At 74.4% G+C, this 23,719-nt stretch carries 24 protein-coding genes and 1 riboswitch; of the genes, 16 read left to right on the forward strand and 8 right to left on the reverse strand.

Translation table 11 applies throughout. The features are described from left to right. Positions 1 to 78: 78 nt before the first annotated feature. From ACRAKJ_RS10455 to ACRAKJ_RS10480, 6 genes are all read left to right on the forward strand, one after another. Complete coding sequence (locus tag ACRAKJ_RS10455; RefSeq protein WP_438925963.1) at positions 79 to 951, forward strand: alpha/beta fold hydrolase; 873 nt, start codon at positions 79 to 81, stop codon at positions 949 to 951. A gap of 75 nt (positions 952 to 1,026) precedes the next feature. Continuing rightward, positions 1,027 to 2,241, forward strand: coding sequence for a HEAT repeat domain-containing protein (locus ACRAKJ_RS10460; RefSeq protein ID WP_438925962.1), 1,215 nt, complete (start codon positions 1,027 to 1,029; stop codon positions 2,239 to 2,241). A gap of 108 nt (positions 2,242 to 2,349) precedes the next feature. Then, complete coding sequence (locus ACRAKJ_RS10465) at positions 2,350 to 3,282, forward strand: hypothetical protein (RefSeq protein WP_438925961.1); 933 nt, start codon at positions 2,350 to 2,352, stop codon at positions 3,280 to 3,282. A 30-nt stretch (positions 3,283 to 3,312) separates the two neighbouring features. Continuing rightward, on the forward strand, positions 3,313 to 3,930 hold the full coding sequence (locus ACRAKJ_RS10470; RefSeq protein WP_438925960.1) for a hypothetical protein: 618 nt from the start codon (positions 3,313 to 3,315) through the stop codon (positions 3,928 to 3,930). Between the two features lie 46 nt (positions 3,931 to 3,976). After that, positions 3,977 to 4,738: an enoyl-CoA hydratase-related protein gene (locus tag ACRAKJ_RS10475; protein WP_438925959.1), complete on the forward strand. Its 762-nt coding sequence runs from the start codon at positions 3,977 to 3,979 to the stop codon at positions 4,736 to 4,738. Between the two features lie 61 nt (positions 4,739 to 4,799). Continuing rightward, a complete protein-coding gene (locus ACRAKJ_RS10480) occupies positions 4,800 to 4,970 on the forward strand; it encodes a hypothetical protein (RefSeq protein WP_438925958.1) in 171 nt (56 codons plus the stop codon). 37 nt (positions 4,971 to 5,007) lie between these two features. Here the strand turns inward: ACRAKJ_RS10480 and ACRAKJ_RS10485 are convergent, their stop codons facing one another. Genes ACRAKJ_RS10485 through ACRAKJ_RS10495 form a run of 3 tightly spaced genes read right to left on the reverse strand, consistent with a single transcriptional unit; the run spans position 5,008 to position 6,391 of the window. After that, positions 5,008 to 5,298, reverse strand: coding sequence for a DUF4235 domain-containing protein (locus tag ACRAKJ_RS10485; RefSeq protein ID WP_438925957.1), 291 nt, complete (start codon positions 5,296 to 5,298; stop codon positions 5,008 to 5,010). Further along, positions 5,295 to 5,990, reverse strand: a complete 696-nt coding sequence (locus tag ACRAKJ_RS10490; protein WP_438925956.1) for a DUF3618 domain-containing protein — start codon at positions 5,988 to 5,990, stop codon at positions 5,295 to 5,297. The genes ACRAKJ_RS10485 and ACRAKJ_RS10490 overlap by 4 nt, the downstream gene beginning before the upstream one ends. Continuing rightward, complete coding sequence (locus ACRAKJ_RS10495) at positions 5,987 to 6,391, reverse strand: phage holin family protein (protein WP_438925955.1); 405 nt, start codon at positions 6,389 to 6,391, stop codon at positions 5,987 to 5,989. Before ACRAKJ_RS10495 ends, ACRAKJ_RS10490 begins: the two co-directional genes overlap by 4 nt. 82 nt (positions 6,392 to 6,473) lie before the next feature. On the opposite strand from ACRAKJ_RS10495, the gene ACRAKJ_RS10500 reads away from it, so the two are divergent. After that, positions 6,474 to 7,406: a YhjD/YihY/BrkB family envelope integrity protein gene (locus ACRAKJ_RS10500; protein ID WP_438925954.1), complete on the forward strand. Its 933-nt coding sequence runs from the start codon at positions 6,474 to 6,476 to the stop codon at positions 7,404 to 7,406. A gap of 99 nt (positions 7,407 to 7,505) precedes the next feature. On the opposite strand, the gene trxA is transcribed toward ACRAKJ_RS10500, so the two are convergent. Then, entirely contained in the window at positions 7,506 to 7,880 is a 375-nt protein-coding gene (gene trxA / locus ACRAKJ_RS10505; RefSeq protein ID WP_447008922.1) for a thioredoxin, read from the reverse strand. 145 nt (positions 7,881 to 8,025) lie between these two features. On the opposite strand from trxA, the gene ACRAKJ_RS10510 reads away from it, so the two are divergent. From ACRAKJ_RS10510 to cobM, 7 genes are read left to right on the forward strand one after another with little or no spacing between them, the layout of a single operon-like run. Continuing rightward, positions 8,026 to 8,928, forward strand: a complete 903-nt coding sequence (locus ACRAKJ_RS10510; protein WP_438923225.1) for an ABC transporter substrate-binding protein — start codon at positions 8,026 to 8,028, stop codon at positions 8,926 to 8,928. Next, complete coding sequence (locus tag ACRAKJ_RS10515; RefSeq protein WP_438923224.1) at positions 8,918 to 9,763, forward strand: ABC transporter permease subunit; 846 nt, start codon at positions 8,918 to 8,920, stop codon at positions 9,761 to 9,763. Before ACRAKJ_RS10510 ends, ACRAKJ_RS10515 begins: the two co-directional genes overlap by 11 nt. Beyond that, entirely contained in the window at positions 9,760 to 10,518 is a 759-nt protein-coding gene (locus ACRAKJ_RS10520) for an ATP-binding cassette domain-containing protein (RefSeq protein ID WP_438923223.1), read from the forward strand. The genes ACRAKJ_RS10515 and ACRAKJ_RS10520 overlap by 4 nt, the downstream gene beginning before the upstream one ends. A gap of 6 nt (positions 10,519 to 10,524) precedes the next feature. Next, entirely contained in the window at positions 10,525 to 12,519 is a 1,995-nt protein-coding gene (locus tag ACRAKJ_RS10525) for an aminotransferase class V-fold PLP-dependent enzyme (RefSeq protein ID WP_438923228.1), read from the forward strand. Positions 12,520 to 12,576: 57 nt separating this feature from the next. Beyond that, positions 12,577 to 12,969 carry a TIGR03618 family F420-dependent PPOX class oxidoreductase gene (locus ACRAKJ_RS10530; protein WP_438923222.1) on the forward strand — a complete coding sequence of 131 codons (393 nt, stop codon included), beginning with the start codon at positions 12,577 to 12,579 and terminating at the stop codon, positions 12,967 to 12,969. Continuing rightward, the gene (gene cbiE, locus ACRAKJ_RS10535; protein WP_438923221.1) at positions 12,966 to 14,165 is read left to right on the forward strand and encodes a precorrin-6y C5,15-methyltransferase (decarboxylating) subunit CbiE; all 1,200 of its coding nucleotides are present in this window, start codon (positions 12,966 to 12,968) and stop codon (positions 14,163 to 14,165) included. The genes ACRAKJ_RS10530 and cbiE overlap by 4 nt, the downstream gene beginning before the upstream one ends. Then, positions 14,162 to 14,932, forward strand: coding sequence for a precorrin-4 C(11)-methyltransferase (gene cobM / locus ACRAKJ_RS10540; RefSeq protein ID WP_438923220.1), 771 nt, complete (start codon positions 14,162 to 14,164; stop codon positions 14,930 to 14,932). Before cbiE ends, cobM begins: the two co-directional genes overlap by 4 nt. Positions 14,933 to 14,998: 66 nt before the next feature. Here cobM and ACRAKJ_RS10545 read toward each other — a convergent pair whose 3' ends face one another. Then, positions 14,999 to 16,054, reverse strand: coding sequence for a cobalt-precorrin-5B (C(1))-methyltransferase (locus ACRAKJ_RS10545; protein ID WP_438923219.1), 1,056 nt, complete (start codon positions 16,052 to 16,054; stop codon positions 14,999 to 15,001). Between the two features lie 20 nt (positions 16,055 to 16,074). On the opposite strand from ACRAKJ_RS10545, the gene ACRAKJ_RS10550 reads away from it, so the two are divergent. Then, positions 16,075 to 16,800, forward strand: a complete 726-nt coding sequence (locus ACRAKJ_RS10550; protein ID WP_438923218.1) for a cobalt-precorrin-6A reductase — start codon at positions 16,075 to 16,077, stop codon at positions 16,798 to 16,800. Here ACRAKJ_RS10550 and ACRAKJ_RS10555 read toward each other — a convergent pair. Genes ACRAKJ_RS10555 through ACRAKJ_RS10565 form a run of 3 tightly spaced genes read right to left on the reverse strand, consistent with a single transcriptional unit; the run spans position 16,775 to position 19,877 of the window. Continuing rightward, complete coding sequence (locus ACRAKJ_RS10555; protein WP_438923217.1) at positions 16,775 to 18,244, reverse strand: precorrin-2 C(20)-methyltransferase; 1,470 nt, start codon at positions 18,242 to 18,244, stop codon at positions 16,775 to 16,777. The two genes, ACRAKJ_RS10550 and ACRAKJ_RS10555, sit on opposite strands and share 26 nt — an antisense overlap. Beyond that, positions 18,241 to 18,873: a precorrin-8X methylmutase gene (locus tag ACRAKJ_RS10560; protein WP_438923216.1), complete on the reverse strand. Its 633-nt coding sequence runs from the start codon at positions 18,871 to 18,873 to the stop codon at positions 18,241 to 18,243. The genes ACRAKJ_RS10555 and ACRAKJ_RS10560 overlap by 4 nt, the downstream gene beginning before the upstream one ends. After that, positions 18,870 to 19,877 carry a hypothetical protein gene (locus ACRAKJ_RS10565; RefSeq protein WP_438923215.1) on the reverse strand — a complete coding sequence of 336 codons (1,008 nt, stop codon included), beginning with the start codon at positions 19,875 to 19,877 and terminating at the stop codon, positions 18,870 to 18,872. Before ACRAKJ_RS10565 ends, ACRAKJ_RS10560 begins: the two co-directional genes overlap by 4 nt. A gap of 8 nt (positions 19,878 to 19,885) precedes the next feature. After that, positions 19,886 to 20,020: riboswitch (cobalamin riboswitch) on the forward strand. Between the two features lie 35 nt (positions 20,021 to 20,055). On the opposite strand from ACRAKJ_RS10565, the gene cobN reads away from it, so the two are divergent. After that, the gene (cobN, locus tag ACRAKJ_RS10570; RefSeq protein WP_438923214.1) at positions 20,056 to 23,628 is read left to right on the forward strand and encodes a cobaltochelatase subunit CobN; all 3,573 of its coding nucleotides are present in this window, start codon (positions 20,056 to 20,058) and stop codon (positions 23,626 to 23,628) included. The last annotated feature ends 91 nt before the right edge of the window (positions 23,629 to 23,719 follow it).

The raw sequence follows: 23,719 nt of genomic DNA on the forward strand, positions 1-23,719 counted from the left end.
CGGTACTGGCGGATTTCACGCCGGTGAAACACCATGGTCACCTGGGGTGTGCGCTCGACGCGGAGCGGGGGAGGGGCCATGTCAGCACCGCCGGAGGTCCCGTCGGGGCGGCTGGGCGAGGTCGTGCCCGCCGTCCCGGAACCCATCGCGCCGGAACCCGCCGTCCTGGAACCCGCCGTGCCGGAACCCGCTGTGCCGGAGCCCACCGTTCCCGCGCTGCTGTGGTACCTCACCGAGCCCACCAGGGCCGCCGTCGACATCGGCCAGTTCGCCGTCGCCCGCTCGCTCCTGCGCGCCGCGCCCAGCGGGGACGGGCACACCGTGCTCGTCCTCCCCGGCCTCGGCGCCAACGACGGCGCGACGGCGACACTGCGCAGGTTCCTCGCCAACCTCGGCTACGACGTGCACGGCTGGGGCCTGGGCCTCAACATCGGCCCGTCGGTCCAGGCCGTCGAGGGGATGCGGACCCTGCTGCGCGAGCTGGCCGCGCGCGGTCGCGGGAAGGTCAGCGTCGTCGGCTGGTCGCTGGGCGGCATCTTCGCCCGCGAGCTGGCCCGCGAGCACCCCGGCACGGTCCGCCAGGTCATCACGCTCGGCAGCCCGTACGCGATGACCGACCTGCGCCAGACCCGGGTCAACCCGGTCTACCGGCTGCTGTCCCGGTTCTACGTGGCGGGCGCGGGGATGCCGCCGCCGGAGCACACCCGGCCGCCGTTCCCGGTGCCGTCGACATCGGTGTACTCCAGGTCCGACGGGATCGTGGCGTGGCGGGCGTGCGTGTCGCCGGAAGGGCCGCGGGCGGAGAACGTGGCGGTCGCGTCCAGCCACCTCGGGTACGGCTACAACGCGACCGTGCTGTGGGTGGTGGCCGACCGGTTGGCCCAGCGCGCGGGCCGGTGGCGGCGGTTCACCCCGCCGCCCGGCATGGCCCGGATGTTCCCCGCGGCCTGACCGCGTCGGCGCCCGATCCGCCGTGCGGGGGAAACAGCGCTGACCCACGCCCCCGCGCGGCCTAGGCTGCCCAGCGTGTGGGACCGGTTGGAACACGCCTACGGCCCGGCCACCGACGTGCCCGGCCTGCTCGTCGAGGCCCGCGACCCCGACCGCGCCGCGGCGGCGGTGCGGGAGCTGGACCACGTCGTGCACTGCGGCGGCACGCGGGTGTACTCGGCCGCGCCCGCCGCGCTGCCGGCGCTGCTCGACCTGGCCGAGGACCCGGCGGTCACGGTGCGGCCCGCGGTGGTGGAGGTGGTCGGCGACCTGGGGCACGCGGGGCGCACGGCCGCCGCCGTCGACCCGGCGTGGCCGGGGGCGTGGGAACGCGCCGTGCCGAGGCTGACCGCGCTGCTCGCCGACCCGGACGTCGAGGTGCGCCGGGGCGTCACGTACCCGTTGGCGCAGGCCCGCGGCGTGTGGCGGGCGCTGGCCGACCGGTTCGACGGCGAACCGGACCGGGTCGCCCGGCTCGGCCTCGTCGTCGCCGCGGGGCTGCACGACGACCCGGGCGCCCGCGACTGGTTCACCGGCCTGCTGCGCGACGGGGACCGGGCGGTGCGGGTCGCCGCCGTGGTGGGCCTGCGCCGGCTGGGCGACGAGGTCGACACCGCGCCGCTGCTGGACCCCGTGCCGGAGGTGTGGGAGGAGACCTGGTGGGCCGCGCCCAACCCGGTGTGGTGGCTGCACCGGGAGGTCCCCGACCGCCGCCTGGTCACCGCCTGGCTGGCGCACCCGCACGCCGAGGTGCGGCGGGGCGCGCTGTGGGCGTCCGGCGACCTGCTCGGGGGCCGGCCGGACCCGGACCTGCTGCCGCTGGTCGCCGACCGGCTGGCCGACGACGAGCCGGACAACCGCCGGGTCGCCGCGCTGCTGCTCGCCTCGGTCCGCGCCCCGTCCGCCACCCCGCCGACCGCCGACCTCGACTCGTTCGCCGACGACCTCGCCCTGGCCGCCCGCGACGTCTACCTGCCCGCCGCCGACGCCGCCCTCGCGGCCCTCGCCCTGCTCGGCGACGAACGCGCCGTCGAACCGCTCGCCCGGCGCCTCACCGGCCCGCGCCTCGGCCTGGCCGTGCACCGCCGCCGCGCCACGTGGCGCCTCGCGCCCCCGCTGGACGAGGTGCTCACCGCCATGGCCGCGCACGCCGCCGAACTGGCCCCGGCGGTGCGGGCGAGGCTGGGCGCAACCGCCGATCAGGTGGAGGTCGAGGCGCTCCAGAGGGTTCTCCGATCGTGGCAGAGGTGATCCGGGAAACGATCACCTGAATCACCCCTTGTGTTGGCGACTCCTTCACCGGAGGGTTCCGCTCGGCCCGTTGGCTCCGAGCGGGCAGACCCCTGACGGAGGTGGAGCATGACCCCTGCACGCAAGTTCGCCGCCGCCCTGGCCGCGGCGCTCGCGCTCCCGGTGTTCCTCACGACCCCGGCGCACGCGGTGAGCGACGCCGACCTGGCCCAGTACTGGGCCCCGGTGCACCACCAGGACACCGACTCGTCCGACTACGACGCCGACTACCTGTCCACTGTGGACTACGACGGCGACTGGAACACCCTGAACAACTGGGAGGGCCAGGACGACTCGCTCGCCCGCCTCACCGGCGCCGCCTACTACTCGGTGGCGGAGACCTCGACCCACTGGTTCCTGGTCTACTCCTTCTACCACCCGCGCGACTGGGACGACGTGCCCGACCCGTTCGCGCTGCTCACCCACGAGAACGACATGGAGGGCCTGCTGGCGACCGTCCGCAAGGACGGCTCGACCTACGGGAAGCTGGAGGCCGTCGTGACGGTGGCGCACAGCGACTTCCACTCCTACGTGGCACCCGGCAGCACCTTCACCTCGGGCAGGGAGACCGTCGACGGCACCCTGCGCATGCAGGGCACCCGGTTCACCACCCGCCAGGAGGCCAAGGGCCACGGCCTCTACGCGTGGAACGGCGCGGAGTTCCCCGGCGGCGACGGCGTGGTCTACGTGCCGTCCGCGACCGGCGAGGTGCCCTCGGGCGGCAACGACCGATCGGTCGGCTACCGGCTCGTGGACACCTTCGCCGCCGGCGGCCTGTGGGCGCAGCGGTCCGGCACGGCGACGTTCGCGAGCTGGGGCACGTTCCGCGGCGACAACGGCAAGGACAACGCGGCCAACTCCGCGTGGGGCTGGGACGACCAGAACGACGGCTCGGACCTCCAGCGCGGCCTGCTCGCGACCGATCCGGCCTACCTCGTTTCGGTGTACTTCGGCAACAAGGGCGAGTTCAGCACGACGTACACCCGCAACGCCTACCGGTAGGAACGGCCCCGCGCCGCTACCATCCCGATCATGACCGCACGCGCGCCCGCACCGCCCCTGGCCCGACTGGCCACGGAGGCGCTGGCCCCGTGGGTCATCGTCATCGGCGTGCCGCTCCTGGTGGCCTGGCAGGCCACCAGGAGCGTGCCGGAGACCCTGCTGTGGGGCGCGGTGGTCGGCCTGACCGGGTCGGTCATCCCCATGGCGGTCGTCGTGCGCGGCGCGCGGCGGGGTCACTGGAACGGCCACCACGTCACCAACCGCGAGGGCCGGCTCGTCCCGCTGCTGACCTGCGTCGCGTCCCTGGCGCTCGGCATCACCGCGCTGGTGCTCGGCGGCGCGCCGCCCACCGTGCTGGGGCTGTCGGTGGCGATGTTCCTCAGCCTGCTGCTGTGCCTGCTCGTCACGTTCGCCCTGCCGGTCGGCGGCACGCGCGGCTGGAAGGTCTCCTTCCACGCGGCCGTGGCGGGGGGCGCGGTCGTCGTGCTGGCGATCACCTACGGCCCGTGGGTGCTGCTGGCCTCGCCCTTCGTGGCGCTGGTGGCGTGGTCGCGGGTGGCGCTGGGGCACCACACCGTGCCGCAGGTCGTGGTGGGCTCGGTGATGGGCGCGATCGTCGGCGGGATCGCGTTCTGGTCGCTCACGTGACGGCCTTCACCCCCGGTGACCGCCGGGCGGCCCTTACCCTGCGGTGATGACGTTCAGGCTGGAGACCGACGGGCCGATCGCGACGCTGACCATCGACCGGCCCGCCAAGCGCAACGCGCTGAGCTACGGGATGTGGTCCGCGCTGCCCGACCTGATGGCGCGGGTGCGCGACGACGACGCGGTGCGCGTGCTGGTCGTGCGCGGCGGCGAGCACTTCTCGGCCGGGGCCGACATCAGCGAGTTCGGCACGCTGCGCAGCGGCGCCGAGGGGGCCGCCCGGTACAGCGAGGCCGTGCACGCGGGCGCGCGGGCCATCACGACGCTCGGCAAGCCGACCATCGCCGCGATCACCGGGTTCTGCATCGGCGGCGGCTGCGAGGTGGCGCTGGCCTGCGACCTGCGGGTCGCGGCGGCGGACGCGCGCTTCGGCATCACGCCCGCCAAGCTGGGCATCGTCTACGCCTTCGCGTCCACGAAGCAGCTCGTCGACGTGGTGGGGCCGGCGTGGGCCAAGCAGATCCTGTTCGGCGGCGAGATCCTGGACGCGGCGACCGCGCTGCGCATCGGCCTGGTCAACGAGGTGCACGCGCCGGACGAGCTGGACGTGCGGGTCAAGGGGCTGTCCACCACGATCGCGGCCCGCGCCCAGGTCAGCGTGCGGGGCGCGAAGCAGATCGTGCACCGCATCACCGAGGGGCAGCACGAGGAGGACGACGCGGTGCGCGCGCTCTACGACGAGGCCGTGCACAGCCCCGAGTACGCCGAGGGCGTGGCCGCGTTCCTGGAGAAGCGCCCGCCCAGGTTCTGAACCCCGGGTTCCGACCCCTCCGGGGTGTTCAAGAAGCGGTCGTCGGGGTAACTCCCTGCACATGACCGAACCCGAGGACAGGCCCCTCACCCCCGACCCGCCCAAGCCGCCCAACACGCCGGAACCGCCCGACCTCGACGTGGACGCCGAGCAGTTCCTGGACGAGGACGAGCGGCGCGAGCGCGACGACGAGCGCCGCCGCGCGGAAGGAGGGGACGAGCAGCCCGAGTAGGGCGGCCCGTCCCCTCCGGGGTCCGGACGGATCGGCGTCAGTCGCCGTCGTACTTGTTCGCGTCACCGGGCCACTCGCCGGTGAGCTTGTCGTAGCCGGTCGCGCCACCCCGGTCGATCGCGGCCTTGACCAGGCCGAAGATCGCGCCCTGGATGGTCGCGGCCAGCAGCACCTCGCCCCACCCCCGGTCCTTCTGGGTCGGGGTGGGGGCTTCCTTCGTGCCGGTGGCGAGCTTCCACACCTGGCCGAACACGGCGCTGGCCGCGAGGCCGCCGAGCACGCCGAACAGCATGCCCAGCGGGCGGTAGAGGAGCTTGTTCACGTTCACCGCCCCCTCCTGACCAGCTTCCACAGCAGCAGCACGACCGCCGCCGCGCCGGCCGCGACCGCCGCCGGGTGCTTGCGGGCCTGCCGCACGCCCCGGTCGACGCGCTGCTGCACGGGCGGGGGCAGCTGCTCGACCGCCTGCGCGGCCTTGGTGCCGACCTGGTCCGCCACCGCGCTCGCCCTCGTGCCGACCTGGCTCGCCACGGCCGCCGCCTTGTCCGCGGCCACGCCCGCCTTCTCGGACACCTGCCCGGCCACCGCGGTGGCCTTCTCCGACACCTGGCCGGCCACCGCCGTCGCCTTCTCGGTCACCTGCTGCGCGACGGCGCTCGCCTTCTCGCCGACCTGGCCCGCGGCGACACCCGTCTGGGCGCCCGCCGACCCGGCCTTCTCGCCGGCCTTGGCCGCCGCGGCGCCCGCGGCCGCCCCGGCCGCCGCCGCCTTCTCGCCGACCTTGTCGGTCACGTGGCCGACCTTGGCGGTGGCCTTGCCCGCCGCCGCCGTGACGGCCTGGTTGGCGCGCGTCGCGCTCTCCTTCACCTTCTCCACCTTCTCGTGCGCCTTCTCCTTGACCCGCCCGGGCACGTCCGCCTTGTGCGCCAGCGCTTCCACGGTCTCGCCGAGCTCGCGCCGCGTCTGCTCGACGTCCGCGCGCAGCTCGTCCGGGTTCTCGGGAACGTCCTTGCCGCTCATCGGTGCGCCCTCTCGCTCACGGTGGCGATGTCCTGCTTCACGCCCGCGATGGCCTCTTCCGGCACCGGTGGGGTGCCCTTCTCGATCTGCTTGCGGCCGACCAGCGCGAGCACGCCCGCGACCAGGAGCACGACGGCCGCGACGATGAACGCCGAGGCCCACGCGGGCAGCGCGGTGGCCAGCAGCAGCACGAACGCCGCGATCACCGTGCCCAGCCCGAACCAGGCCAGCACACCGGCGCCCCCGAGCAGACCGGCTCCCGTGCCGACGCGCTTGCCCTTCTCGCGCATCTCGGCCGCGGCCAGCCGGATCTCGTCCCGCGCCAGCCTGCTCACCTGCTCGGAGAGCCTGCTCACCAGTTCGGCGGTGGACGGTTCCCGGTCGGTGGCGACGTGGTCCATGGCCGTCTCCTCTCTCAGTCGACCCCCGACTACCCAGAACACGCGTGGTGTACGCACGGGATTGGGGGGAACCCCGGCGCTCATGGCGACGCGAGCACCCGACGCACCCACCAGACTGCCCAAGAGCTCGTGGTGGGGCGTCCTCAAGCGCACGGTGAAGGAGTTCAACGACGACAACCTCACCGACTGGGCGGCGGCGCTCACCTACTACGCGGTGCTGTCGCTCTTCCCCGGCATCCTGCTGCTGGTGACGCTGCTCGGCCTGCTCGGACCGCAGGCCACGCAGTCCATCGTGGACAGCCTGGACATGCTGGGGCCCGGCGAGGCCAAGGACTTCATCGCGGGGGGCATCGAGAACCTCCAGCAGTCGAAGGCCACCGGCCCGCTGGCGATCGTCGGTCTGGTGACCGCGCTGTGGTCGGCCTCGGGGTACGTGGGCGCGTTCATGCGCGCGGCGAACTCGATCTACGACGTCGAGGAGGGCCGGCCGTTCTGGAAGGTCGTCCCGCTGCGGCTGGGCCTGACCGTCGGCGTGGTGGTGCTGCTGGCGCTGACCGCGCTGGGCGTCACGCTGACCGGCGGCGTCGCGCGGTGGCTGGGCGACCTGCTGGGCCTGGGCGAGCAGTTCGTGACGGTCTGGGACGTGGCCAAGTGGCCCGTGCTGTTCCTGCTGGCCAGCGCCGCGATCGGGCTGCTGTTCTGGGCCTCGCCGAACGTGCGGCAGCCGAGCTTCCTGTGGATCACCCCGGGCGGCCTGGTCACCGTGCTGGTGTGGGTGGCGGCCTCGCTGGGCTTCGCGTTCTACGTGGCGAACTTCAGCTCGTACAACAAGACCTACGGCTCGCTCGCCGGTGTGATCATCTTCCTGGTGTGGCTGTGGATCTCGAACATCGCGCTGCTGCTCGGGGCCGAGCTGGACGCCGAGCTGGAGCGCGGGCGGCGGATGGAGTCGGGGGAGTCGTCGGGCGAGGACCCGGTGGCCCCGCCGCGCGACACCCGCGCGATGGACGACTGACCGCGGTGGGCGACCGTCGCCGCGGCGACGGGGCGACCGGTACGACGGAGGGGGCGGGACCCGAACGGGTCCCGCCCCCTCCACGTCGTGGCAGGAGCCTCAGCCCTGCTGGCCCGCCTTCTGCTCGGCGACCTGCTTGCGCACGTCCTCCATGTCGACCTTGCGGGCCTGGTCGATCAGGTCCTCCAGCGCCGACTCGGGCAGCGCCCCCGGCTGGGCGTAGAGCACCACGCCGTCGCGCACGATCATCAGCGTCGGGATCGAGCGGATCTCGAACGCCGCGGCGAGCTGCTGCTGCGCCTCGGTGTCGACCTTGCCGAACACGATGTCGTCGTGCTTCTCGCTGGACTTCTCGTAGGTCGGGGCGAACTGGCGGCACGGGCCGCACCACCCGGCCCAGAAGTCGACCAGGACCATCTCGGAGCCGCCGACAACCTCGTCGAAGTTCTCCGCGGTCAGCTCCACGGTGGCCATAGGTCCTCCTCAAAGTGGACTCAGGGGTCGGCCCCCTTGTACCCGCTCCAACGACCGGGACACGCCGGACATTCCTTTCAACAAACTGTGGACCTCTTCAACAGAACGTTGTAGCTTTCGGTCACCCGATCGCAGGAGGTGTCCCGTGCGCAGGACCGCAGCCCTCGCCCTGTCCCTGTTCGCGCTGGTCGCGTGCGGTGCCCCCACCGAGGAGCCGCCCGCCGGACCGGCCGACGACCTGCCCGACACCGCCGCGGTGGTGCGGGCCGTCACCAAGGACGAGGCGCTCGCCGCGACCCTCCCGGAGGCCGTCCGGCAGGCCGGCAAGCTGCGCGTCGGGTCGAACGTGCAGAACCCGCCGAACAACTTCTACGCGGCCGACGGCAAGACCGCGGTCGGCTCCGAGGTCGACCTGGCCAAGGCGATCGGCGCCAAGCTCGGCCTGACCGTCGAGCACCAGGACATGGCGTTCAGCTCGCTCATCACGAGCCTCCAGGCGGGGCGCATCGACGTGACGATGGCCGCGATGAACGACACCGCCGAGCGGCAGCAGGCGATCGACTTCGTCGACTACTTCACCTCGGGCATCACGATCATGGTCCAGAAGGGCAACCCGCAGGGCGTCAAGGGCCCGGACGACCTGTGCGGCAAGGCGGTCGCGGTCAACCTCGGCTCCAGCCAGGAGACCTACGCCAAGGAGTACCCCTGCCTGTCCGGCGACCCGATCCAGGTGACCTCCACGGACAGCGACACGCAGAACCAGAACCAGCTGCGCACCGGGCGCGTCGCCGCGATCCTCAACGACCTGCCGACCGCCGTCTACGTCGCCAAGACCGCCGGTGACGGCGAGTTCTTCGAGGTCGTCGACCTGGCCCCGATCAACGGCGGCCCGTACGGCATCGGCGTGAACAAGGCCACCCCCGAGCTGACGGCCGCGATCCGGAAGGCCCTCCAGGCGCTCGTCGACGACGGCACCTACGGCAAGCTCCTCGCCGCCTGGGACGTCGAGCAGGGCGCGGTCGACGAGGTGACCGTCAATGGCCGGTGAGCCCGGAGTGACCCCGGCCCCGACCGACGACGAGCTGGTCGTCGTCCCGCTGCGCCACTGGTGGCGGTGGGTCGGCGGCGCGGTGATCCTGGTGCTGCTCGGCCTGCTGGGCTGGGCGCTGGCCGACGCGAGGATCGACTACGCGGCCGTGCCCGGGTTCTTCACCCACGACATCATGCTGCGCGGCCTGGTCAACACGGTCGTGCTGGCGCTCGCGGCGCAGGCCGGGGCGATCGTGCTCGGCGTCGTCATCGCCCTGATGCGCCGCTCGGCCAACCCCGTCGCCCGCTGGTTCGCCGCCGGGTACGTGTGGCTGTTCCGCGGCCTGCCCGTGCTGCTCCAGATCCTGCTGTGGTTCAACCTGGCCCTGGTGTTCGAGGACATCTCGTTCTTCGGCATCTGGGAGGAGAAGACGAACGTGCTGGTCACGGCGTTCGTCGCGGCTCTGCTGGGCCTCGGGCTCAACGAGAGCGCCTACATGGCCGAGATCGTGCGGGCCGGCCTGAACAGCGTCGACCACGGGCAGGTCGAGGCGGCCAAGGCCATCGGCATGACACCCGCCGTGGCGCTGCGCCGCGTCGTGCTGCCGCAGGCCATGCGGGTGATCATCCCGCCCACCGGCAACAACTTCATCAACATGCTCAAGGGCACGTCCATGGCGTCCGTCATCGGCTTCCTGGAGCTGGTCCACGCGGCCAACAACATCGCCTCGCGCAACCTCCAGATCATGGAGACGCTGCTCGCGGCGGCGGCCTGGTACATGGTGGTGGTGAGCGTGGCGAGCGTCGGGCAGCACTACCTGGAGCGCCACTACGGCAAGGGGGTCGCCCGATGAGCCTGGTACGCGCCGTGGGCGTGCGGAAGTCGTTCGGCGGGACCGAGGTGCTGCGCGGCGTCGACCTCACCGTGGAGGCCGGGCAGGTGGTGTGCCTGCTCGGGCCGTCCGGGGCGGGCAAGTCCACGTTCCTGCGGTGCGTCAACCACCTGGAGACCATCGACGCGGGCCGGATCTGGGTGGACGGCCAGGCCGTCGGGTTCGCCTCGCGCGGCGGGAAGCTGCACGAGCTGCGCGAGCGCGAGGTGGCCCGCCAGCGGCGCGGCATCGGCATGGTGTTCCAGCGGTTCAACCTGTTCCCGCACCGCACGGCGCTGGAGAACGTCGTCGAGGGGCCGGTGCGGGTGCTGCGCAGGCCCCGGCGCGACGCCGTCGACGAGGGGCGGGCGCTGCTGGCGCGCGTCGGGCTGGCCGACAAGGCCGACGCCTACCCGCACCAGCTGTCCGGCGGCCAGCAGCAGCGGGTGGCCATCGCGCGGGCGCTGGCGATGCGGCCCCGGCTGATGCTGTTCGACGAGCCGACGTCCGCGCTCGACCCCGAGCTGGTGGGCGAGGTGCTGGACGTGATGGTCGACCTGGCCCGCGACGGCATGACGATGATCGTGGTCACGCACGAGATCGGGTTCGCCCGCCAGGTGGCCGACTCCGTGGTGTTCATGGTCGACGGCGCGGTGGTCGAGACCGGCCCGCCCGGTCAGGTGCTGGACGACCCCCGGCAGCAACGCACGAAGCAGTTCCTCGCGAAGGTGCTCTAGGTGGACATGCGCATCCCGTCGTCGTACCTCGTCCAGTTCCACGAGCCGGAGGGCTACCTGGACTTCGCCCGCTTCGGGCCGCCGTCGCACGCGGTCGTGGACGCCTCCACCCGGCTGCTGGAGGCGTCCGCCGCCGCCGGTCCGTCCACCGTGGATGAACTGATGCGGCAGGAGCTGCGGGCGAAGGCGGCCGTGGCGCGGCTGTGCCGGGGCGACACCGACCACGTGGCGCTGCTGCCGAACACGAGCACCGGCCTGTTCCAGGTGGCGCTGGGCGCCACCGGGGAGGTGCTGGTGTCGGCGGGGGAGTTCCCGGCCAACACCTACCCGTGGGTGCGGTCCGGGCGGGCGGCGGTGCGGTGGCTGCCGGGCGGGCCGGTGACGCCCGAGGCGGTGCGGGAGGCGTTGACGCCGTCGGTGACGGTGGTGTCGGTGAGCGCCGTGGACTTCCGGACCGGTTACCGGGCCGACCTGGCCGCGTTGCGCGAGGTCGTCGGCGACCGGGTGCTGGTGGTCGACGGCATCCAGGGCTTCGGCGTGGTCGACGAGCCGTGGGAGGTGGCCGACGTCCTGGTCGTGGGTGGCCAGAAGTGGCTGCGGGCCGGGTGGTCCACCGGGTTCATGACGCTGTCCGACCGGGCCCTGCACCGCCTCGACCCGGTGCTGTCCGGGTGGACCGGCGCCGAGGACGCCGGGTTGTTCGACGACGCCGTCCACCCGGTGGCCCGGCACGCCGCGGGGTGGTCCATCACCAACCTCAGCCCCGTCGCCGCAGGCGCCCTGGCCACGGCCTTGGAGCTGGTCGAGCTGGCCGGTGTTCCACGAATCAACAACAGGATTGTTGAACAATCCGACAATCTCATGGAGATCGTCCGATCCGCAGGCGGCACCGTGGTGTCCGCGACCGACCGGCGGGCGGGCATCACCGCGTTCACGCTGCCCGACCGGCCGTCGTCGGTGGTGGGCGCGGCCCTGGCCGAGGCGGGGGTGACGGCGACCGTGCGGCCGGAGCACGTCCGCCTGTCGCCGCACGTCTCGACCACCCCGGCGACGGTCGCGCGGTTCGCCGACGCCCTCAAGGCCCTCACCGCCCGCGCCCACCGGGCACCCACGCCCGTCGCCACCAAGCTGGCCCCCGAGCCCACTGCCGCGTCCGCCGCCAAGCCGGCCACCGAGTCCGCCGCCGCCTCTGCCGCCGAGTCGGCCACCGAGTCCGCTGCCGCCTCTGCCGCAGCCGCCGCGTTTGCCACCACCGCATCGGCCGTTGCCGGGCCCGCTGTTGCCGCGTCCGCCGTCACCGCGTCCGTCATCGCCGCGCACTCCGCCGCCATGTCCGCGACCGCCGCATCCGCCGCCCCTGCCGCCCCTGCTGCCGCCGGGCCTGCCGCACCTGCCGTCACCTCCGCCGTCCCGGCGGCGGAGGTGCTCAAGGCGCTCGTCCCCACGGTGAACAGCCTGGCCGAGGCGTTGGGCGCGGGCACCGAGGTCGTGCTGCACGACCTCGGCGCACTGCCCAACTCGATCATCGCCATCGCGGGCGACCTGACCGGCCGCTCGGTCGGCGGTCCCATGACCGACCTGCTGCTCGGCCTCGTCCGCCGGGGCACCACCCAGGACCTCGCCGGTTACGAGACCTACGCGCCCGACGGCCGGGTGCTGCGCTCCTCCACCGTCTTCCTGCGCGACGAGCACGGCGAGGCGATCGGCTGCCTGTGCGTCAACAGCGACCCCGGCTCGCGGACCGGCGCCGGGCCCGCCGCGCGGCCGGTCGAGGCGTTCCCGGGTGACGTCGACACGCTCCAGCGCCTGCTGGTGGAACGGGCCGTCGCCGCAGTCGGCGTGCCGGTCGAGCTGATGAAGAAGTCCCACAAGTCGCAGGTCGTGCGCGTCCTCGACGAGGCGGGGCTGTTCCTGATCAGGGACTCCGTCGACTACCTGGCGGGCGTGCTCGGCGTCACCCGGTACACCATCTACAACTACCTCAACGAGACCCGGGGCTGACGTCGGCGTGCGCGGCGCGTTTTCCACCCCGGCGCGGCCGTGCCGCATGATGCACCCATGTTGTCGAGCAGCAGCGACGAGTTCCGCGCGTTCTGGGCCGAGCGCCACCTGTGCACCCTCACCACGATCCGGAAGGACGGCACGCCGCACGTCGTGCCCGTGGGCGTCACCCTGGACGTCGACACCGCCACCGCGCGCGTGATCACCTCCGGCGGGTCGCACAAGGTGCGGCAGCTCCTCGCCGCGGGCGAGGCGGGGGCACCCGTCGCGGTGTGCCAAGTGGACGGTCGCCGCTGGTCCACCCTGGAGGGGCGCGCGGTGGTCCGGCGCGACCCCGCGTCCGTCGCGGACGCCGAGCGGCGCTACGCCGCCCGCTACCGCACGCCCCGCCCCAACCCCGAGCGCGTGGTGATCGAGATCGCCGTCACCCGCGTCCTGGGCACGGTGTGAGCGCGCCCACCGCCGTCACGGTCGTCGGCATCGGCGCGGACGGCTGGGACGGCCTGCCCCACGCCTCGCGGCACGCCCTCGCCTCCTGCGACGTGCTGATGGGCAGCACCCGCCAGCTCGACCTCGTGCCCGGCGCGTTCGACCGCGTCCCGTGGCCGTCACCGCTGCTGCCCGCCCTGCCCGACCTGCTCGACCGGTACGCCGGCCGCCGAATCGGCGTGCTGGCCAGCGGCGACCCGATGTTCCACGGCATCGGCACCACGCTCGTGCGGCTGCTCGGCGCGGACCGGGTGCGGGTCGTGCCGCACCCGTCGTCGGTGTCGCTGGCCTGCGCCCGGCTCGGCTGGGCGCTCGACGACGTGGCCGTGGTCAGCCTGGTCGGCAAGCCCGCCGCGCTCGTCGTCCCGCACCTGCACCCCGGGCGGCGCGTCCTCGTGCTGGGCGCCTCGCCGGTCGAGGTCGCCGGGCTCGCCCCGCGCGCCCGCCTCACCGTCCTGGAGAACCTCGGCGGACCGGACGAGCGCGTGCACCACGACCCGGCCGCCGCCGGCCCGCTGCACGTCCTCGCCGTCGAGTGCGGCGCGGACGGCGCGTCCCTGGTCCCCGGCCGCCCCGACGACGCGTTCGAGCACGACGGGCAGCTCACCAAGCGCGAGGTGCGCGCGGTGTCCCTGGCGCTGCTCGCGCCCCGCCCCGGCGAGCTGCTGTGGGACGTCGGCGCGGGCGCGGGCAGCATCGCCGTCGAGTGGTGCCGCACGCACCCGTCGTGCCGGGCCGTCGCGGTCGAGAAGCACCCCGGGCGCGCCGAGCGCGTCACCCGCAACGCCACCGCCCTCGGCGTGCCCGGCATCCGCGTCGTGGTCGGCCCGTCGCCCGCCGCCCTGGAGGGCCTGGACGCCCCGGACGCGGTGTTCGTCGGCGGCGGCCTCACCGCGCCCGGTGTCGTCGAGCGCTGCTGGTCGGCGCTGCGGCCCGGCGGCAGGCTCGTCGCCAACGCCGTCACCCTGGAGTCGGAGGCCGTGCTCACCGCGTGGCACGCCCGGCTGGGCGGCGAGCTGACCCGGGTCGAGGTGAGCCGGGCCGCCCCGATCGGCGGCTTCACCGGCTGGCGCCCCCAGCTGCCCGTGACCACGTGGGCCGTGACCAAGCCCGTGACCAAACCCGTGACCAAGCCCGTGACCGAGGAGAACGCGTGACCGTCCACTTCATCGGCGCCGGCCCCGGCGCGGCCGACCTGCTCACCCTGCGCGCCGCCCGGCTCCTCGCCGAGTCCCCGGTGTGCCTGTACGCGGGCGCGCTCGTGCCCGTCGAGGTGCTGGGGCACTGCCCGCCCGGCGCGCGGCTGGTCGACACCGCGGACCTCGACCTCGACCAGATCCTGCGCGAGCTGTCCGACGCCCACGCCGCCGGGCACGACGTGGCCCGCCTGCACTCCGGCGACCCGTCCGTGTTCAGCGCGGTGGCCGAGCAGATGCGCAGGCTGGACGCCCTCGGCATCCCCTACGACGTCACGCCGGGCGTCCCCGCGTTCGCCGCCGCCGCCGCGTCGCTCAAGCGCGAGCTGACCGTGCCGGGCGTGGGCCAGACCGTCGTGCTCACCCGCACGGCCGCCCGCGCCACCCCCATGCCGCCGGGGGAGGACCTGGCGACGCTGGGCGCGTCCGGGGCGACCCTCGTGCTGCACCTGGCCGTGCAGCGGATCACCGAGGTCGTCGCCGACCTGCTGCCGAACTACGGCCCGGACTGCCCGGTCGCCGTGGTGGCGCGGGCGAGCCGCGAGGACGAGGAGGTGCTGCGCGGCACCCTGGCCGACATCGCCGCGCGGGTCGAGGCGGCCGGGATCAGGCGGACGGCGGTGATCGTGGTGGGCCGCGTCCTGGCCGCCGAGGGGTTCCCGGACAGCCACCTGTACTCGACCACCCGGTGCCGGACGGTGACGAGGGGTCGGGCGGGCCGCGCGTGACAGCGGGCCGGGCGTGACAGCGGGCCGGGCGTGACAGCGGGCCGGGCGGGCCGGGCCTGAGGGCGGTTAGGCGCGGCCCACCACCGTGCCCGCCCGGTCGATCACGATCACGTCCACCTCCACCGGGGCGCCGCGCAGCACCTCGTCCGCCGTCGCCTTCGCGCGCACCGCCACCAGGTCGCCCAGCGGCACCCCGGCGGCCTGGGCCAGGTGCAGGGCGCCCAGCGCCGTGTTGGCGCCCCGGACGGCGGCGGCCAGGGCCGGGTCGCCCACCAGAGAGGCCACGAAGCCCAGGTCCACCTGGGAGCGGCCCGAGTGCAGGTCCAGGTGGCCGTGCGCCAGCTTCGACAGCTTGCCGATGCCGCCCGCCACCGTCAGCCTGGGCACCGGGTGGCGGCGCAGGTACTTCAGCACCGCGCCGGCGAAGTCGCCCATGTCCAGCAGCGCGTCCTCGGGCAGGCCGTGCACCTCGGCGGCGACCCGCTCCGACGTGCTGCCGGTGCACCCGGCCACGTGCTCGCGCCCCGCCGCGCGGGCCACGTCCACGCCGCGCCGGATGCTGTCGATCCACGCCGAGCACGAGTACGGCACCACGACGCCCGTCGTGCCCAGGATCGACAGGCCGCCCAGGATGCCCAGCCGCGGGTTCCACGTCCTGCGCGCCAGCTCCTCGCCGTGCTCGACGGAGATCTCCACGACCACGTCCCCGGTGCCGCCGTGCTCCGCCGCCACCCGCGCCACGTGCTCGGTCATCAACCGCCTCGGCACGGGGTTGATCGCGGGCTCGCCGACCGCCAGCGGCAGCCCCGGCTTGGTGACCGTGCCGACGCCCGGCCCCGCGCGGAACACGACGCCGCCGCCGGGCGGGCCGGGGCGCACCGTCGACGAGATCAGCGCGCCGTGCGTCACGTCCGGGTCGTCGCCCGCGTCCTTCACCACCGACGCGGTCGCCGTGCCGCCGGACAGGGACTCGCGGGCCAGCGCGAACGTCGGCGTGCGACCCTTGGGCAGCACGACCCCCACCGGGTCGGGGAACTCGCCGGTGAGCAGCGCCGTGTAGGCCGCGGTCGTCGCGGCCGTGGCGCAGGCGCCGGTCGTCCATCCGTAGCGCAGGGTGCTCACGACGACAGGATGCAACAACGATGGGAACGGTGCTGGTGCTGGGGGGCACGGGGGAGTCCCGCGCGCTCGCCGCCGCCCTCACCGGCACGAGGGTGATCTCCTCGCTCGCCGGCCGGGTGCGCGACCCGAAGCTGCCCGAGGGCGAGGTGCGGATCGGCGGGTTCGGCGGCGTCGACGGGCTGGTCGCCCACCTGCGCGCCGAGCGCGTCGACGCCGTCGTGGACGCCACCCACCCGTTCGCCGACCGCATCACGGCCAACGCCCTCGCCGCGACGACGGCCACCGGCACGCCGTTCCTCGTGCTGCGCCGCCCCGGCTGGCCGCCGCGCCCCGGCTGGGAGTACGTGGGCAGCGTCGCCGAGGCCGCCGAGCGCGTCGCCGGCCGCACGCCGTTCATCACCACCGGGCGGCAGGAGCTGGCGCACTTCCGCGGCGGCGTGGCGCGCACCGTCGACCCGCCCGACCCGCCGGTCCCCGGCGTCACCGTCCTGCTCGACCGCGGTCCGTACGCGGTGGACGACGAGCTGGCGCTGATGCGCGCGCACGGCGTGGACGTGCTCGTCACCAAGGACAGCGGCGGGCCGATGACGGCGGCCAAGCTGGAGGCCGCCGCTCACCTGGGCCTGCCGGTCGTCGTGGTGCGCCGCCCGCCCGCGCCGGACGCGCCGCACGTGGCCACCGTCGCCGAGGCGCTCGACTGGCTCGCCCGCGGTGGCGTCCTCACCCGGGGTAGCGGCGCGGGGTGAACACCGTGCCGCGGTGGGTGAGCGTCGTCTGCGTCGACCCGACCAGCAGCAGGCACCGCATGTCCACGGTGGACGGGTCGAGGTCGGCCAGCCGCAGCACCCGCACGTCCTCCTCCGGTCCGCCGACGTCGCGGCCCACCACCACCGGGGTGTCCGGCGAGCGGTGGCGCAGCAGCAGGTCCCGCGCCGCCTCCACCTGCCACGTGCGGCTGCGCGAGGCCGGGTTGTAGATCGCCAGCACGAGGTCCGCCGCCGCCGCGGCCTCCAGCCGGCCGGCGATCACCTCCCACGGCTTGAGCCGGTCCGACAGCGACACCACGCAGTAGTCGTGCCCCAGCGGCGCGCCCACCCGGCTGGCCACCGCGTGCGCCGCGGTCAGCCCCGGCAGCACGCGCACCGGCACGTCCGCGAACTGCTCCTCCGCCGCGACCTCCAGCACCGCGCTGGCCATCGCGAACACGCCGGGGTCGCCCGAGGACACCACGGCGACCCGCCGGCCCCGCTTGGCGAGGTCCAGCGCGAACGCCGCCCGCTCGGACTCCACCTTGTTGTCCGAGGCGTGCACGCGCTGCCGCGGCGAGGCGTTCACCCGGTTCAGGTACGTCACGTAGCCGACCAGGTCGTCCGCCCCCACCAGCGCCCGGCGCGCCTCCGGCGTCAGCCACTCCGGCCCGGCCGGGCCGAGGCCCACCACGACCACCTCGCCGACGCCCGACGCCGAGACCGACGCCCGCCGCCGGTCCCCGGAGGGCAGCAGCGCCAACGAGAAGTACGGCACCGTGTCCGGGTCCACTTCGGACAGCGGCGCGGTGCGCTGGCCGCCGGTGGTGGCCCGCTCCACGTACCACGCCTCGTCGAGCCGACCGGCCTTCTCCAGCGCCGCCCGCACGTGCGGGAAGGTCCGCCCCAGCTTCATGATCGCCACCGGGTCGCCGCCCGACAGGTGCTCGACCAGCGCGTCGGTGGGCAGCGTGCCCGGCAGCACGGTCAGCACCTCGTCCCGCTCCACCAGCGGCCGGCCGATCACCGCCGCGCCCGCGCTCACCGACGTCACGCCCGGCACCACCTCGGCCGGGTACCGGTGCGCCAGGCGCTTGTGCAGGTGCATGTACGAGCCGTAGAAGAACGGGTCGCCCGCCGCCAGCACGACCACGTCGAGCCCCGCGTCGAGGTGCTTCGCGAGCCGTTCCGCGCACTCCTCGTAGAACCCGTCGATCTCGCCCTGGTAGTCGTCGGAGTCCTCGGTGGTCACCGGGTAGACGAGCTGCTCCTCGACCTGGCCCTCCCGCAGGTAGGGCTCGGCGATCCGCCGCGCCACGCTGCGCCCGTGCCGCGCGCTGTGGAACACCACCACGTCGGCCTCGCGGATGAGCCGCGCCGCCTTCACCGTCACCAGCTCCGGGTCGCCCGGACCCACGCCGACGCCGTACAGCCTGCCCGTCATTCGTCCTCGCTCGCGATCGCGTTGACCGCCGCGGCCGTCATGGCGCTGCCGCCGCGCCGCCCGCGCACGACCAGGTGCTCCAGGCCGAGGTCGTTGGCCACCAGCGCGTCCTTCGACTCGGCCGCCCCGATGAACCCGACCGGCACGCCCAGCACGGCGGCCGGTTTCGGCGCGCCCGCGGCGATCAGGTCGAGCAGGTGGAACAGCGCGGTCGGCGCGTTGCCGATGGCGACCACCGCGCCGTCCAGCCGGTCGCCCCACAGCTCCAGGGCGGCGGCGCTGCGGGTGTTGCCCAGCTCGTCGGCCAGCTCCGGCACGCGCGGGTCGTTCAGCGTGCACAGCACCTCGTTGCCCGCGGGCAGGCGCTTGCGCGTCACGCCCGCCGCGACCATCTGCGCGTCGCACAGGACCGGCGCGCCCGCCAGCAGCGCCTCGCGGGCGTCGCGCACCACGTGCGGCGAGAACGCGACGTCGTCGACCAGGTCGACCATGCCGCAGGCGTGGATCATCCGCACCACGACGCGCGCGACGTCGTCGGGGAACCGGGTCAGGTCCGCCTCGGCGCGGATGGTGGCGAACGAGCGGCGGTAGATCTCCGGCCCGTCCTTGACGTAGTCCTGCTCGGTCACCTGATCTCCTCGTACCCGTCGCCGGTCGCGACGAACTCCACCGCGCCACCGGCCGGCCGCCCGCACCTGCGCGCGCAGCCGGACCAGTGCACGCGCCCCGCGTGCGGGGTGCCGATCCAGCGCGCGACGTCCGCGCGCACGTCGGCCAACGACTTCGCGCACCCCGGCCGGCCGGTGCACGCGCTCACCCCGTGCCACGGCGAGTCGGGGGAGGTGAACAGGCCGCCCGCGTCGCTGCCGGCCGGGAGGACCAGGCCGCGCCACGGCGTCAGCCGCACCGGCGTGCCGGCCAGCAGGCGGGCGTCGAGCCGGCCCAGCGGGACGCCCGCGACCACGACGTCCCCGACCGGACCCGGTGTCGCGGGGATCACAGCGGGGTCGAGGCGGTCGGCCACCGGGACGCCCAGCGCCTCCGTGATCTTCCGCACACCGCCGTCCACTTCGGACAGCCGCCAGGCGGTCCCGCGCAGTTCCCCGAACAGCCGAGCCGCGCGCACCACGGCGCCCACCGGATCGGTCACCCGAAGCCCGGAATCACGCCCCGCCAGGAACAACGCGTCACCGACCAGGCCGATGTCACCCGAAAGCCCGCTCACCGCGTGACCCACCGTGACCAGGAACCGGCCCGGCAGGTCGGCCAGCGACGGTTCGGCCAGCAGCGCGGCGTCGAGCGCGTCCACCAGGTCCTGGTTGTCCTCCAGCGGCGCGGCGACGATGTTGCGCATCCGCTCGTGGGTCGCCGAGGGCAGCAGGCCGGCTTCCCGCAGGCGCGCCCCCAGCTCGTGCTCCGCCCCCGGCGCCAGGCCCCTGATCTGCACGTTCGCCCGCGACGTCAGCTCCAGGAACCCGTCGCCCAGCTCCAGCGCCGCCGCGCGCACCACGTCGAACCGCCGGGCGTCCAGCGTCCCGCCGGGCACCCGCACGCGCGCCAGCCCGCCGTCGGCCGCGACGTGCACGTCGACGGCCCCGGGGCAGGCGTCCGGGCGTTCCCGATCGGAGGACATGGGATGGATGCTAACCGCCGGGTTAGGGTGGCCCCGAACGGCGAAGCAACAGGAGGAAGCCGGTGCGAATCCGGCGCGGTCCCGCCACTGTGACCGGGTGAGCGCCCGGGAGTCAGGAACTCCGCCCAGCCGTCCCCCACGACCTGGGGCGAGGACCCCCGAGGGATGGAGCCCGCACGTGATCCTGCTGCTGTCGACCTCCGACACGGACCTGCTGTCCGCCCGCGCGAGCGGCGCGGACTACCGCCTGGCCAACCCCTCCCGCACCGCCGCGGCCGACCTCCCGGCGCTGGTCGAGGGGGTCGACCTGGTGGTCGTGCGCATCCTCGGCGGTCGCCGGATGTGGGAGGAAGGGCTCGACCACCTCCTCGCGGGCCCGCGCCCCGTCGTCGTGCTCGGCGGCGAGCAGAACCCCGACGCGCCGCTGATGGAGCTGTCCACGGTGCCCGGCGGCGTGTGCGCCGAGGCCCACGCGTACCTGGCGCACGGCGGCCCGGCGAACCTCGCCGAGCTGCACCGCTTCCTGTCCGACACGGTCCTGCTCACCGGCCACGGCTTCGAGCCGCCCGCGCCCGCGCCGAACTGGGGCGTCCTGGAGCGGCCGGAGCCCGCGGGGCCCGCGAACGACGGCCCGACCGTCGCGGTCCTGTACTACCGGGCCCACCACGTCGCCGGGAACACCGCGTTCGTGCACGCCCTGTGCGACGCGGTCGAGGCGAAGGGCGGCCGGCCGCTGCCGATCTTCTGCGCCTCGCTGCGCGCCGCCGAACCGGGGCTGCTCGCCGAGCTGGGCAAGGCGGACGCGCTCGTGGTCACCGTCCTCGCCGCGGGCGGCACGAAGCCCGCCGCCGCGTCCGCCGGCGGTGACGACGACGCGTGGGACGTGGGCGCGCTCGCCGCGCTGGACGTGCCGATCCTCCAGGGGCTCTGCCTCACCTCCAGCCGCGCGCAGTGGGACGACAACGACGACGGCCTCTCCCCGCTGGACACCGCCACGCAGGTGGCGATCCCCGAGTTCGACGGCCGGATCATCACCGTCCCGTTCTCCTTCAAGGAGGTCGACGAGGACGGCCTGACCGTGTACGTGGCCGACGAGGAGCGGGCCGCGCGCGTCGCGGGCATCGCCGTGCGGCACGGGAAGCTGCGGCACGTCCCCAACGCCGACAAGCGGATCGCGATCATGCTGTCGGCCTACCCCACCAAGCACTCCCGCATCGGCAACGCCGTCGGCCTCGACACCCCGGCGAGCGTCGTGCGGCTGCTCCAGGAGCTGCGCGCGGCCGGGTACGACATCGGCGACGAGCTGCCCGGCGTGGACGACCTCGACGGCGACGCGCTCATCCACGCCCTCATCGCGGCCGGCGGGCAGGACGCGGACTGGTTGACCGAGGAGCAGGTCCAGGGCAACCCGGTGCGGCTGCCCGCCGCCCGCTACCGCGAGTGGTACGCCACCCTGCCCGAGGACGCCCGCGCGGGCATGGAGGCGCACTGGGGGCAGGCGCCCGGCACGCTGTTCGTGGACCGCTCGAAGGACCCCGACGGCGAGGTCGTGCTGGCCGCCCTGCGCTCCGGCAACGTCGTGGTGATGGTCCAGCCGCCGCGCGGGTTCGGCGAGAACCCCATCGCGATCTACCACGACCCGGACCTGCCGCCCAGCCACCACTACCTGGCCGCCTACCGCTGGCTGGAGTCCGAGTTCCGGGCGGACGCCGTCGTGCACGTCGGCAAGCACGGCAACCTGGAGTGGCTGCCCGGCAAGACCGTCGGCATGTCCGCGGGCTGCGGCCCGGACGCCGCGCTCGGCGACCTGCCGCTGGTCTACCCGTTCCTGGTCAACGACCCGGGCGAGGGCACCCAGGCCAAGCGCCGCGCGCACGCCACCCTGGTCGACCACCTCGTGCCGCCGATGACCCGCGCCGACAGCTACGGCGACATCGCCAGGTTGGAGCAGCTGCTCGACGAGCACGGCACGATCGCCGCGATGGACCCGGCGAAGCTGCCCGCGATCCGCGCGCAGATCTGGACCCTCATCCAGGCCGCGAAGCTCGACCACGACCTGGGCGTCGCCGAGCGCCCGGCCGACGAGGGCTTCGACGACCTGATCCTGCACGTCGACGGCTGGCTGTGCGAGGTCAAGGACGTGCAGATCCGCGACGGCCTGCACGTGCTCGGGCAGGCCCCGACCGGCGAGGCCCGGGTCAACCTGGTGCTGGCGATCCTCCAGGCCCGGCAGATGTGGGCCGGTCGGGTCGCGGCGCTGCCCGGCCTGCGCGAGGCGCTGGGGCTGGCCGACACCACGCGCACGAGCACCGACCGGGTGGAGGCCGAGGCGCGGGCGCTGGTGCTGGGCATGGAGGAGGCGGGCTGGGACCCGGCCGCCGCCCGGACCCTCACCGACGTGGAGGACGTGGCGCGCGTGCTGGAGTTCGCCGCGCACGAGGTCGTGCCCCGGCTGGCCCGCACCACCGACGAGATGACCCACGTGCTGCACGCCCTGGCCGGCGGCTACGTGCCCGCCGGTCCGAGCGGGTCGCCGCTGCGCGGCCTGGTCAACGTCCTGCCGACGGGCCGCAACTTCTACTCCGTCGACCCCAAGGCGGTGCCGTCGCGGCTGGCGTGGGAGACCGGGCAGGCCATGGCGGACTCGCTGCTGGAGCGCTACCGCGCCGACACGGGGGAGTGGCCGCCGTCGGTCGGGCTGTCCGTGTGGGGCACGAGCGCGATGCGCACGGCGGGTGACGACATCGCCGAGGTGCTCGCCCTGATGGGTGTCCGCCCGGTGTGGGACGACCAGTCCCGCCGCGTCACCGGCCTGGAGGCGATCCCCCTGGCCGAGCTGGGCCGCCCGCGCATCGACGTGACGGTCCGCATCAGCGGGTTCTTCCGCGACGCCTTCCCGCACGTGGTCACCCTGCTGGACGACGCCGTGCGGCTGGTGGCCGACCTGGACGAGCCGGACGGGGACAACTTCGTCCGCGCCCACGCCCGGGCGGACCTGGCCGAGCACCAGGACCCGCGCCGCGCCACGATGCGCATCTTCGGCAGCAAGCCCGGCGCGTACGGGGCGGGCCTGCTGCCGCTCATCGACAGCCGGAACTGGCGCGACGACGCGGACCTGGCCGAGGTCTACGCGGTGTGGGGCGGGTACGCCTACGGCCGCGAGCTGGAGGGCGTGGAGGCGCGCAAGGACATGGAGAGCGCCTACAAGCGCATCGCCGTGGCCGCGAAGAACATCGACACCCGCGAGCACGACATCGCCGACTCCGACGACTACTTCCAGTACCACGGCGGCATGGTCGCGACGGTCCGCGCGCTCACCGGCACGGCCCCCAAGGCGTACGTCGGCGACAGCACCCGGCCCGAGGCGGTGCGGACCAGGACGCTGCACGAGGAGACCCACCGGATCTTCCGGGCGCGCGTGGTCAACCCCCGCTGGCTCGCGGCAATGCGCAAGCACGGTTACAAGGGTGCGTTCGAATTGGCCGCCACGGTCGATTACCTGTTCGGCTACGACGCCACCACGGGGGTGGTCGCGGACTGGATGTACGAACAACTGGCGGCCAGCTACGTGCTCGACCCGGAAAACCGGGAGTTCCTGGAGAAGTCGAACCCGTGGGCGCTGCACGGGATCTCGGAACGCCTGCTCGAAGCGGCCGAGCGCGGCCTGTGGGAACACCCCGAGCGGGCGACCCTCGACGCCCTGCAAGCCGTTTACCTGGAAACGGAGGGCGAACTGGAGGGCGGCGACTAGCCGGACCCGGTGAGCCGGAAAAGCGGCGCGCATTCCCCGGCGGGGAGTGCGCGCCGCTTTTCCCTTGTAGGGGTGCGTCAATTCGCGGATC

Source organism: Saccharothrix sp. DSM 118769 (assembly GCF_052936295.1).